The organism is Vibrio paucivorans (assembly GCF_054053395.1).
This window is the reverse complement of the sequence record NZ_CM133230.1, coordinates 2,198,357-2,210,962: the sequence shown is the minus strand read 5'-3', so window position 1 is coordinate 2,210,962 and position 12,606 is coordinate 2,198,357. Positions and strand designations below refer to the sequence as shown.

10 protein-coding genes are annotated in these 12,606 nt (G+C 42.9%); 7 read left to right on the top strand and 3 right to left on the bottom strand.

Annotated features, from left to right (window positions below; translation table 11 throughout):
• The first annotated feature begins 17 nt into the window (after positions 1-17).
• The 5 genes from ACXABW_RS10040 (at position 18) to ACXABW_RS10020 (ending at position 3,609) form a co-directional block, all read left to right on the top strand.
• Positions 18-920: a TnsD family Tn7-like transposition protein gene (locus tag ACXABW_RS10040; protein WP_457525004.1), complete on the top strand. Its 903-nt coding sequence runs from the start codon at positions 18-20 to the stop codon at positions 918-920.
• A 9-nt stretch (positions 921-929) separates the two neighbouring features.
• Positions 930-1,544 carry a hypothetical protein gene (locus ACXABW_RS10035; protein WP_457522512.1) on the top strand — a complete coding sequence of 205 codons (615 nt, stop codon included), beginning with the start codon at positions 930-932 and terminating at the stop codon, positions 1,542-1,544.
• A 99-nt stretch (positions 1,545-1,643) separates the two neighbouring features.
• Complete coding sequence (locus ACXABW_RS10030; protein ID WP_457522510.1) at positions 1,644-2,393, top strand: Tn7-like element transposition protein TnsE; 750 nt, start codon at positions 1,644-1,646, stop codon at positions 2,391-2,393.
• A gap of 182 nt (positions 2,394-2,575) precedes the next feature.
• On the top strand, positions 2,576-2,761 hold the full coding sequence (locus tag ACXABW_RS10025; RefSeq protein WP_273643529.1) for a hypothetical protein: 186 nt from the start codon (positions 2,576-2,578) through the stop codon (positions 2,759-2,761).
• Positions 2,762-3,048: 287 nt separating this feature from the next.
• Positions 3,049-3,609 carry a hypothetical protein gene (locus ACXABW_RS10020; RefSeq protein ID WP_457522509.1) on the top strand — a complete coding sequence of 187 codons (561 nt, stop codon included), beginning with the start codon at positions 3,049-3,051 and terminating at the stop codon, positions 3,607-3,609.
• A gap of 31 nt (positions 3,610-3,640) precedes the next feature.
• Here ACXABW_RS10020 and ACXABW_RS10015 read toward each other — a convergent pair whose 3' ends face one another.
• Together ACXABW_RS10015 and ACXABW_RS10010 are read right to left on the bottom strand one after the other, a co-directional pair.
• Positions 3,641-5,149: a penicillin-binding transpeptidase domain-containing protein gene (locus ACXABW_RS10015; protein ID WP_457522507.1), complete on the bottom strand. Its 1,509-nt coding sequence runs from the start codon at positions 5,147-5,149 to the stop codon at positions 3,641-3,643.
• 1,076 nt (positions 5,150-6,225) lie between these two features.
• Positions 6,226-7,149, bottom strand: a complete 924-nt coding sequence (locus ACXABW_RS10010; RefSeq protein WP_457522506.1) for an IS5 family transposase — start codon at positions 7,147-7,149, stop codon at positions 6,226-6,228.
• A 200-nt stretch (positions 7,150-7,349) separates the two neighbouring features.
• Between ACXABW_RS10010 and ACXABW_RS10005 the strand changes: the two genes are divergently transcribed.
• Positions 7,350-9,260 carry an FG-GAP repeat protein gene (locus tag ACXABW_RS10005; RefSeq protein WP_457522505.1) on the top strand — a complete coding sequence of 637 codons (1,911 nt, stop codon included), beginning with the start codon at positions 7,350-7,352 and terminating at the stop codon, positions 9,258-9,260.
• A 267-nt stretch (positions 9,261-9,527) separates the two neighbouring features.
• Positions 9,528-10,028 carry a hypothetical protein gene (locus ACXABW_RS10000; protein WP_457522504.1) on the top strand — a complete coding sequence of 167 codons (501 nt, stop codon included), beginning with the start codon at positions 9,528-9,530 and terminating at the stop codon, positions 10,026-10,028.
• 689 nt (positions 10,029-10,717) lie between these two features.
• On the opposite strand, the gene ACXABW_RS09995 is transcribed toward ACXABW_RS10000, so the two are convergent.
• Positions 10,718-12,547: an FG-GAP repeat protein gene (locus tag ACXABW_RS09995; RefSeq protein ID WP_457522502.1), complete on the bottom strand. Its 1,830-nt coding sequence runs from the start codon at positions 12,545-12,547 to the stop codon at positions 10,718-10,720.
• Positions 12,548-12,606 lie beyond the last annotated feature (59 nt).

Here is a 12,606-nt window from a genome sequence, read left to right as displayed (position 1 = left end):
GCAAAGCTAAAGAGGTAATGTGTTTACCAGCCCAAGACTCCCCGACTCAGCATCAATGGAGCCTTTTCTACAATCATCTAGCACAGGACTTTGGGTGTGGAAAAGGTCCTAAACAGGTTGCTCACGATAAGATTGCAGACTTAGTTGCAAGCAAGATCGTTACCCCTGAGCTCACCATCAATTCTGATAGAGATACTAACTGGCTTCGCACGTTATTTCGCCGTCATCGTAAAGCTTTTAGCTATCTACAGCACTTAACGGTTTGGTCTGCTTTTATTCCTGAAATGTCGGCTAGTGAAATCATAAAAGAAGTAAAATCAAAAGATAAAGTGACGGTATCGATCCCGAAGGACAATGCTCAGCTTGTGCCAAATTCAAGTGAAGAAAAACGTGAGCTGTGGCGTAACTTAATAGGCAAGGCCCCGATTAAGAGAGCACGCAAACTTCCTGGTGGTGGTGCACTGTATGCTTGGCTGTACCGAAATGATAGAGATTGGTTATTGGCTTTCAATCGAGCCCATCAATCCCAATCTCATGTAAGGCAGAAAAAAGTAGATTGGAGAGCAAGAGACCGCTCACTAACTAAGCAGCTTATTAGGATTGTAGAACGATTAGATACTGTTATTGACGGCCCTCGAAGAAGCAAAAACTTCTTACTCAAGCAGCTAGATGATTACGGATCGGTGAGCAAAAAACTGAACTTATTACCCTTGCTATCTTTTGCTTTGAATCGGTATCAAGAAAGCGTCTTTGAGTTTCAAGCTCGTCGGCTAGTCATGGCTGTAATCGCAAAATCAAAAACAGGAGCAGGAATGAGTCGCTGGCAATTGATGCGTTCAGCAAGCCTCCCCAACGAAAGAATAATGCCAGTTATCATCGACTTACTTGGCTGGGTAACTACAAGATCAGATTACAAATAAGGAAATGATATGGGAGCTAGGTTTTACAAGTGTGACGATGATGTACGTATAGTCCATACAGGTAAAGTATTAGTACGAACAAGTGATTCGTCTTACCGGCCTTCAATTGAAGTTTGGTGCTATCCCCCACAGCAGAAAAATAATTTTCGTGCGACTGCATTTTCTAATGTCCCTGCTTTGTACCGAGGAAAAATAATTAATCCAAGAGGGTTGTCAGAAAGTTACGCTAAACGAGGGCGTCATAAATTTAGAAGTAATGAGTTCCTTCGACACAGTAGCTTGAGTGAGTTCCCCGACTCAGAGTCAGCAGAGTCTTTGAGAAAGAAAGAGTCAGAGCAACATGCATTTGTATTAGACCGAGTATCTGCCCCTAAACTGATTATTCCTCAGCTAGAGTTGGCAAGGGTCCTATTTTATGCCAGCTCTTACTTATCGCGAGCGTCATTAATGTCTTCTCGTTTGCTTACAGACTTCAAGGTCGAAGTTAACACCAAGGAGGATTATGCCAATATCGAAGTGTTGCAAACATCAAACTTTCCTCCTTCGGCATTCAATGATTGTGCAACAAGAGCAATGTTGAGCTGGTTGCTTATTGATAGCAATGCAAAGCGTTCATTTGAATAGATTTTTAGATATTTTAACGTCGAGAAGGACCAAGATGTATCTGCGGGGTATAAGCGTTGGCTATTTCACTTCGACCCTCCTCAAATGTCTGGGTGGTCTTTGTCATATGAAGGCCGGCTTGATGCAAGTGGTCGCTACTTTCTGGTTGAAAAGATCACGGATATTGAAATTAATGCTCTTATGCCGTCCAGGGTCTATTTCCATAACCCTTCTTTTACGCATCCAGATGAAGGCCAAGAGCCAACCACTGGTGGAAAATGCCCTGAACCATACGAGCGCCCAGAAGATCATATTATCGATGATGATCGTGAGGCTTCCGATGCTAACCATGCATTCTTACTAGGTGAAAATACTTGCTCAGTAAGGTTTAAAAATCGTTTTTCAACGTCGAAAGCAACAACGCCAAAAAGGAGTCATCGGCCAGATAGAAGCAAAGATGAAGCTAAGAAAGCAGGTGATAAGGTCAGTACCAATGAGCCTGGCAGTAATGGTGAGATACCTTCGGCAGACATGGGTGGAGGTATGCAAGATTGCACTGATCGATCAGAGGAGTATGCTTCTCGTTTTACGGCCTTTAACATGATGGTGCAAATGCTAGAGGAAAAATATGCCTGCACAATCATTGACTCGTACACTCATGAGCTAGATCAGGTTGGACGTAGTAAATGCCACTTGATTGACTCTGATGCAAAGAGAACGATTCGTTGCGTTGTCGTGGAGCGAAATGGTCATGTGAATTACTTGCTTGAAGTTGATGTAACAGGTCTGAGTAAATGGATCTCTACAAAATGTATTGTCGGAAGACAATATAGTTTGTCGATTCCAATAAAGTCTGATCATTTACAATAAAGATTGATCGATTTTTGGCAGTGTCTAGTCAGACGGGGGAAGGTAAGCTAAAACACTTTTGCCCCATTCGTTGTTAGACTTGCACCATCTCTCAATTTATATCGTGCTGCTTTGACTTACTTTTATTCATCTTTGTACTGTAGTGTTTAACATGTTCATTCAATCACATGAGGTAGTTGTCTATGTTCAACATAAACAGAACTCCTGAAATAAAAGAAGCAAGAGAAAAGTATGATCGCGCGTGTCAGCATCACAAGGAAATGGCAAAGCTTCATCGAGCAGGCGCGGTAAGTTCTGAAGATTTAAAAGAGGCGATAGACGATATGCGGCAGGCAGAAAATGAGCTGGATGCAGTTAAAAGAGCATAGTCACTCCATTTACTCGTTAGCGCATCTCAGATATGAAGCCTCCCAAGCGAGCTAGCTTTTGTAGCTAGCTCAAACCTGTCCCGTTTCGAGCTAGGAATTTCATATAAGTGAAATACTTTTTTTACCTGAAACACTTGTGGACAGAAGTTTGCCAATTTTAAAGTTCTGGACTTATAGAGTCGAAGAACAACATAATCGGAAACCGCAAGTAAGCATCAAAAGAAATGTTGAGTATAAACTAAGCGGGGAGCAAGGCATTTAAACACATAAGGAAGGATTAAGTCGCTGTGGATAACCTGAGTTTTAGCTTACTACTTATATTTTTGTTCTCACTCGTCACTATGGGGCTCTTAAAGGTCCAGAAAAAAATTATGCCCAAGAGGTATTTTCACTACGAACGCCTTATAGACGGGTTGGATGAGGACGTATCATTTTTAGGGGCTTTATTCAGGAGCTCAATTCCAGTTGTTACCGGCCTTTTGGCGGGGTTGACAGCTCTCTATTTTGGCTATGCTGAAAATATTAAGCTTGTTGGTGCATCGGTAGGATTCTTTTCCGCTTTCTGCCTCGTTTGGCCTGATTACTATAACCCAGAGTTGATAAGTCCAAACTATGCTAGGCAAAAAGCAAAGCTATACACACTTTACATCATGGTCGCTGTGATTTTTACGGTTGGTGGTTTCTTTGGTGCTCTCCTTGCCCCTATCTTATTTGATATCGACACTTCAGCAGTAACTAACCATTTGGATGCTAAGGACATTGTGAATAGCCTAGTGGCCGCAATCATTTTTGCAGTTCTCGCTTGGTGCCTCAAACAGCTTATCGCATCTTTTAATCGGGAAGGATAGAACTCTAGGTCAGATGAGTACTCAACCGAATCTATCTAGTGCATTCTTTGTATGCACTAACTACGTCTGACCACATTGGGACAGCAAATCGCGAAGCCGAGATAGGGATATGATCGTTTGCCACGAGTGGTTGCCCATCGTGTCTTCCAATCCAAACAGCACCATAAGTATCCTCATCGATAGCACCGACAAACCACAGGTCTCGGTTCTTCTCACTCGTACCTGTCTTTCCACCAAGAGAATGAGGATCCTTATTTAGTAGGTATCCAGCAGTCCCATCCATTGCTGTTTCCTTCAGCAAGTCCTTCATAGTCTCTATTGTTCTTCGACTTGAGACTCTAGCCCCATTATTAAGGGGGGAAACCTGACGAGAATCATCATTAGAAACCCAGCTCAGGTACCCTCCAGTCATAATTGGAGAAAAGAGTGCAAGTACCTCCCAGATAGTTAGGTGTACAGCCCCAAGCGCAAGCAGCGGGCTATTGGGCAGAGGAATATGCACCCCTGACTTCCTTAGATATGAAATGAACCTTTCGACCTTAAGCTTTTCTAGTATCTGTAAAGCTACTGTATTAATTGAATAGGCAAAAGAATATTTCACGGTCACAGGGCCTCGAAATTTATGGTCTGCATTTCTGGGCTGTAACACCTGTCCATCTGATATGACTTTTATCGGCTTATCATTGAAAGTCTCATCGATAGTTGACTTGAATTGCTCTATATAACATGTGTATAAAGGCACTTTTAGGATCGATCCTACCAATCGTCTTTGCTGAAGAGCCGGTTGCTGTTCCACATCAGGTCCTACATATATTGAATGAATAACCTTACGAGTCTTATTACTGCAAAGAACAACCACCGCAGAAATTAATTCGCCATCTTCACTACTTTCTTGTATCGAATACAGCCTCTTTTTCACTGCTCGTTCTATGGATAGAGCAGCATCTTTTCCATTATCTGTTTGCATTATATTTAATCGGTTATCATTGCGAGCGACATCAATTATTGACGCTCCTTTTATTGATTTAATGGCAACCAATAGAGCTTCATGGTACGGCACAGAACGGTTCTTTATAGATTGCTTACCGTTGTAAAACTCACTGAATTCAAGCAATGAAGTTTTGTCCGCTCTAATAGACCGTAGATGAAATCTATAGCCACACCTAAATATCCGCAAACTTCCTTTAGCTTGCAACAAAAGACAGAGTCGTCGAATGTAATTGAATGGAGTCAGTTCTGAGTTGGTCCATTCTAAGGATGTTTTTATCCCCAACTGAAGAGGACCAACAGTATAATTTCTTGGTAGATGTCCTGTTAACAATGAGAGAGCTGCTAATACCATTGCTACTGTGGCTTCCGCAAGCCTAAACCACCATGGCCTAGCAGTGGACTCTACCTTCATAACCGCGATTGCTAGTGTTCGAGCTTCTGCTGAAAAGCCAAGCTTATTTATATACCTAAATAACGGTTTGGAAGAGGGGTTTTCTGCTATTTTCTCTAAGATCAGAGCCTTGCGAGCCTGAACAATACGATCATTCATACCAGATAGCTTTTCATCTCAATGGTTACTGAATTTATTTGAAGATGGAATTATAGGTCTTTTGGAAAGATTTATATATACAGACCTAGTCGAGAATAGGGAGCAATCAGCGGTCCTGTCAGTCTAAGTAAATCGTGCTCTAATTTGTAGACTGTAACAAGCTAGATTTTACCTAAATTCACCTTATTCGAATCTAACTATTTAGTGCAGTAGCTCTAACGCATTTTTGTCCAAAAGTGTGCTACACACATGCTCGCAATGTTGTGCCCGCAATGTCTTTTGGAGGGCTCATTGGGGCTGTGGTAATTTTACAACGTTGGATTTGGGGTATTGTTTAAATTTGCAGGCTTTCGATGCAATGTTATGCGAACTTATGCTGCAAACTGCTTTCTAACTATTTGAAATCTTGTTCGCGCTATGCTGACTTATGTTGCAAGCATCACTTCTACTGCTTTATCCTTGTTTATCAATTAACCGGCTTTAAATATAGTTCTGAAAGCGATTGATGATGAATAGTGGTGCTCTCTACATGGGCTATCTCACTTAACGCTCTTGCTCTGTAATCGGATGCTTCCGTGATTAAATCCCCGCTCTATTTCGCTCTTCTTCCCGTATGGACGTGAAACAAAGCCATCGCTATCCACTCGTCAACTCACTACTGCTAAATTGAGAGCATCTAAATTACAGCTGATCGTATTGTAAAGATTGGAGTCGTTATAAAAACATAGTAATGATGTTCGCAACATGCGAGGCTTAAATTCTAGTCCCCACCTTTGGACGATTCTTACGTATGGTTGGAGATTGATTACCTCTAATAGTGTTGGCCGCCTTCTCGACAAACGCTGCGTGAGTATCAATGCCAAAGTGTTGGCTTATTTCCTGAAGAGAAGCGGGGATGTAGTCTGTTTTATTGCTGCTCAAAGATTTCTTCTGAATTAGCAACAAGCATTGTACATATCTATTAAAAAGTGGCGATAAAACAGTTGGTGCAGAGAGTATGCGGGTCGTTTTGTACTACAAAGGGCTTTATTGCTTAATTCGGTTGGAAGACATGGCAGCCCAAAGTTGTTCAGTTATTAAGCAAAATACTGCGTTTCAGGCATACCAAGTCTTGTAAGCTTGTTCAGCGCTTTGATCATAGCGTAAGTCTCGCCAACCTGAGCATTGTGATTTCTTAGACTTAATTTCCCACCTAGCAGCTGTTTTACTCGGTACATTGCTGTCTCTGATAATGAGCGCTTGTTGTGATAGCCATACCGTTTTTTCCACTTCTTGTTGGAGCCGTAGAGCTTTTGACAAGCTACTGCTAAATTGCGAGGGTGTCCTTGTTCCCAGAATGCAGCTCCTTCTCGTGGTGGGATAAGCGCAACCGCTCGCTTAATCCGTATCGCATCATGACAATTCCTTGTGTCATAAGCACCATCACCTGATATTTCAATTATTTTACGACGCGTCTGCTTGAGTAAGTTGGGGAGCACTTCCGCATCGGTTACGTTAGATAAACTCAGCTCTGCCGCCACTATCTCGTGAGTGCTTGTATCTACTGCAATATGCAGTTTACGCCAGACTCTGCGCTTCCCATCAGTACCATGCTTCTTGACCTTCCATTCACTCTCACCATAAACCTTGAGGCGAGTGGCATCAATTGCCAGGTGTTGTATTGCTCCTCTGGTTTTGGTTTGAAATGAAACCTCAACTTCCTTAGCTCGGCGGCTTATACAGGTGTAGTGCGGGCAAGTAAGCGGGATGTTAGCCAGCTTAAATACAGAGTCGAGAAAACCTTGTAGCGCTCTCAATGGCATTGAGAAAATGCGTTTCACCATCAGTGCGGTAGTAATGGCTAAGTCGCTGAATCGGCGAGGTCTACCACGTTTGCCTTGTTTGTTTTGTTTCCACTCAGCTATCGTTTCCTCATCAATCCAAAAGGTCAGAGAACCGCGGTTGATTAAGGCTTTGTTGTACTGCTTCCAGTTAGTTGTTTTGTAACGAGGCTTAGGCATGAGGCTACGATGATTGATGGGTGTAGCCAGATCAGATCATAGCTTCTAGATTTAGTTCCATCGACTTAAGCAACAAAGCCACAAAACCTTCAAGTCGAAAATTTAAATTTCTTTATTTGCTGATAAGAACCAATATTAATTTTAATAACCGATTTAATAGGGAGGTGTCCAACTGAAACACTATCATTGTGGTTAAAAATATGTTTAAAAAGAAACAACTTGTCAGTTCAATGTTCGTTATTTTCGTTACTCCTTTTCTATTTGGGTGTGATGACGATTCTTCAACGCCTCCACCGGAGGTAACGCCTCCACCGGAGGTAACGCCTCCACCGGAGGTAACGCCTCCACCGGAGTCAGAGTTGAAACCGTTCAATATTATCGATATGAGCCATGCTAACACCTCAGGAACTGCAGGGGATATTGGCCGTTTAACGGTAGATTGGCAAAGCGCCGCACTAGAGGAAGACATCACTGGAGTGGAATATACCGTCTGTCAAGAAGACCTTACCTTACCCCAACAGTGTTTGCCTTTGGCTGAGGTAACCGATGAAACTTCTGCGACCTTTTCTGTCCCCTCTTTACTGGATGCTCTAGAGAATGATTTCTTTGTATTGGCGACAAAGGGGGAGGAAAAGCAAGCTAGTCCCGCTGAACCTGTCTCTGCTGATGAAATCACGGATATGATTGGTTATCTCAAGGCCTCCAATACAGAGGGGGATGACAGTTTTGGCCATTCAATCAGTTTGAGTGCCGATGGTAATGTCCTGGCGGTGGGAGCTCAGAATGAAGACTCAAGTGCCACCGGCATCAACGGTGACCAGAATAATGACAGTTCAACAGACAGTGGTGCGGTGTACCTTTATCGTCGAGATGGTGACAGGTGGTCCCAGCAGGCTTACCTCAAGGCCTCCAATGCGGGGGCGGGTGACCTTTTCGGCCATTCAATCAGTTTGAGTGCCGATGGTAATACTCTGGCGGTGGGAGCTAAGGATGAAGACTCAAGTGCCACCGGCATCAACGGTGACCAGAATAATGACAGTACAACAGACAGTGGTGCGGTGTACCTGTTCCGATACGCCGGTAGTAACTGGTCCCAGCAGGCTTACCTCAAGGCCTCCAATCCGGGGTTGGGTGACCGTTTTGGCCATTCAATCAGTTTGAGTGCCGATGGTAATACTCTGGCGGTGGGAGCTCTAGCTGAAGGCTCGAGTGCCACCGGCATCAACGGTGACCAGACTAATAACAGTGCAACAAGCAGTGGTGCGGCGTACCTGTTCCGATACGCCGGTAATAACTGGTCCCAGCAGGCTTACGTCAAGGCCTCCAATACGGCGTCGACCGACTATTTCGGCTATTCAATCAGTTTGAGTGCCGATGGTAATACTCTGGCGGTGGGAGCTCATAGAGAAGACTCGAGTGCCACCGGCATCGACGGTAACCAGGCTAGTAACAGTGCATTAAACGCTGGTGCGGTGTACCTGTTCCGATACGCCGGTAATAACTGGTCCCAGCAGGCTTACCTCAAGGCCTCCAATGCGGGGGCGGAAGACTATTTCGGCTATTCAATCAGTTTGAGCGCCGATGGTAATACTCTGGCGGTGGGAGCTATGTATGAAAAATCGAACGCCACCGGCGTCAACGGTAACCAGAGTAATAACAGTGCAGAAGACAGTGGTGCGGTGTACCTGTTCCGATACGCCAGTGATAATTGGTCCCAGCAGGCTTACCTCAAGGCCTCCAATACGGAGATGAGGGACCGTTTTGGCCATTCAATCAATTTGAGTGCCGATGGTAATACTCTGGCGGTGGGAGCTATATATGAAGACTCGGATGCCACCGGCGTCAACGGTAACCAGAATAACGGTGCAACAAGCAGTAGTGCGGTGTACCTGTTCCGATACGCCAGTGATAATTGGTCCCAGAAGGCTTACCTCAAGGCCTCCAATACGGAGAGTAGTGACTTTTTCGGCCATTCAATCAGTTTGAGTGCCGATGGTAGTACTCTGGTGGTGGGAGCTGTAGATGAAGACTCGAATGCCACCCGCATCAACGGTGACCAGACTGATAACAGTGCAGCACGCAGTGGTGCGGCCTATGTCTACAAGCTCTAGTTTTACCGATTAAGGCAACTGCTTTGGTGTCTCTTTTTATCGAATAAAAAGAGACACCAAGGCGTTTTGCTCTCTTTCAGTAACATCAAGTCTTACCTGCAAAGATACAAGCCATTCACTTTTTCTTTACTATGGGTCGTGACCGCCCTTGCTCCATGAATAAGGATTGTTGGAGTTTGGACGTTAGTGCCACGACAGTATCGCTATTTATTCGTTTTTAGTAGAAAAGATCAAGGTTTCATCAAGTAAGACTTTAGGGGGATTATTATGCTGCCAACTAACGACTTTTTACTCGCGATTACAGACATTTGCCATAACTTTATGCCTAATAGAAGGTACGATACTGTTGCTATTGGTGCCGTTGGGCTTTCGCTTTTTAAGGTTAAGCTAGTTTTAGGTATTAATAGTGCAGTGTTTAATGAAGTGCGTCTAACAAAAGATAGAATCGTATCACCAGTGATAAGACATAACGTTCTTATTAAAAAGTTAAACATGGAAGTTTTACAAGAGCCATATCATGCAGAGAATTCGATTGTACTATATGCGAAAGAACAGAATCTCAAGATTTTCGGTTTGGCATCGTCTCGAAAAATTTGCGATGAATGTAGGCTTTTCATGCAAAGGTATATCAATGTGTTTGATACCGACTGTATGTCTGTTGACGCTTGGCAAAAAGGTGGGAAGCTATTAACACAAGCTGAACGGAAAGCTATCACAACGTTGGATTCTCCTACTTTGAATGAAGCTATAGCTGTTCGAGAATCGTAGCAGTAATGGTTAATAATGAGCTCATATGGAATTTCTCATCACTCATATTTGAGCTTGACTGTAGAATACATAAGCTCCTAAGCAGTCAAATTAAAAATAAATGCTTATGTAACACCCTTCGTTTTAAAGTAAACAATTCTGAGAAGCTCCCGATTTACTAATAAATATATTTAAACTTACTATGGTAAACATCTCGAATTAAGTAACCTTCTTGTTAGTTACTAGCGTGGGTACAGCATGCCTATGTAATCTAAGTTCGAGGCAATATGTTTAGTCGCTTTTATCAGAACTACTTCATCAAAATTCATGCTACAAGCAGTATCAAACTCTTCAACTAAATAAACGGTAAGCGTCGAACGACTGAGCACAACCACAAAAGATACACCAAGGGGATGATTATATATCTAATTAACTCAGAAAATCACACTTCGACTGGCAAGGTAGTAACCATAGCTAGGGCCGTAACCATAGCCAATAAGAGCTGAGGAAGGCTGCCAGACATGATATCCTCTTTAAACCAAGGGTGCTGTTATATGAATGAAAAGTATAGTTAGCTGGTGTGGTAGCTCCAAAACAACAATGGATTATCTCATTGACTATTAGAAATGCGCTCTTCATATCAATATGATGGAGGACCAACACAGAATGAGTCTGGACGACAATTCTAGTTTCAACTAATACATTTTGCTTTACAATTTGAATAAATATACAGCGCCGGCCCCAACAGCATCAATATCAGACTGACTACCGTTTATCCCCGTTGCACTAGACATTTCATGAGGAGATGATACCGCTAAAGTATTTCCGTTCGAACCTAGACTAAACGAATAACCAAATTGATGCCCGCTATCCGTGTTAGAGGCTTTAATATAAGCTTTTTGTGACCAATCGTCCTGATCATATTTGAATATATACGTTGCACCAGAATTAATCATGCTATTGTCGTGCTGCTCTCCATTTATACCGGTTGCACTGGAGCTATCAGTGTATGCCCCAATTGCCAAAGTGGTTCCATCTGCACTTATTCTCACTTCTCGTCCAAATCTGTCATCATATTCGGTGTTGGAGCTTTTCATAGATGCTTTTTGTAACCAGCTTCCCTGCTCATATCGAAACAGGTATACCAAACCGCCTATAGAGCCTGCAGCCAAAGTATTGCCATCCTCGCTTAAATGGGTTGACGATCCGAAGCGGAGGTGGTCTTCTGGATTCTTAGTCTTAATATACGCTTGTTGTGACCAATTTTCTTGTTCATAGCGGTACACATAAACGGCTCCGGCATTATTTATTTCATTGTTACTCTGATCTGAATTGATGCCCGCTGAACCCGAGTCTTCATCAATCGCCCCAACGGATAAGGTATCGCCGTTGGCATTTAAAGAAACGGATATACCATAGTTATCATGAGCATCCGTATTAGACGCTTTGACATATGCTTGTTGAAACCAACGTTCTTGGTCGTATCTAAATAGATACACGGCACCGGAAGCGTAAGCACTATTATTTGTCTGATCACCATTAATACCAGTTGCACTAGATTCCTCATATTGAGTTCCCGCAGCCAAGGTGTTGCCATCTGCACTTAAACTTAAAGAGTATCCGAATTCATCACCCTCATCGGTGTTAGATGCTTTGATGTAAGCTTGTTGCGACCAGTTTTCTTTCTCAAATCGAAATACATACACAGCGCCGGATTTTTCCGAACTATTATTTATTTGATCATCATTAATGCCGGTTGCACTAGAGTCTTCATATATAGCCGCTACAGCCAAGGTATTACCATCTGCACTCAAAGCTAAAGAACTACCAAACTGATCTCCCTCATCAGTGTTAGAAGCCTTGATGTAAGCCTGTTGAGCCCATACGTTGCCATTTCGACGAAATAGGTACACAGCACCAGAATTACTAGCACTATTATCGGTTTGATCACCATCAATACCTGTTGCAGAAGACCCTTCGTGAATCGCTCCGACAGCTAAAGTTTTTCCATCCGCGCTTAAACTTACGTAAGTACCGAATTTATCGTTTTCACCAGTGTTGGACGCTTTTATATAACCGATCATATTAGTGACTTCGCTGGCAGGAACGGGCTCTGATGGACTGAGTTTTATTTCTGACTGCTTGGAAGCGATAACAAACAAACTATGCTCTACTAAATCTAGAAAAGATGGTACTGCAAAAGTTACAGAAGTGGCATCTGTGGTTGAAGCTAAGGGAAGGCAGTTATCCGCAAGGTTATGGTCTTCTTTGCAAACTGTATATTCCACATCGATGATATTTTCCTTGGCTGAGCTTTCCCAATCAACTGTCAAAAGGCCAATATTCGCGTTAAGACCAGAAGTGTTGGCACTATACATGTCAATAATATTAAATGCTTGCAATTGTGAGCCAGCAGGTGGAACAACTTCCGAAGGTGGAGCCGAAGATGACGTCGCTGGATAACGTTCGTGGTTGCATCCAAATAAAAGGGAGCCGAAACAAAATATTAATGCGATGTTGGTTGTTCTTCTTTCAAACATGTTTTTGGATTGATTTAGTTGAATTTAGATCATCATCACTTAAATTTTTGAAGATATTA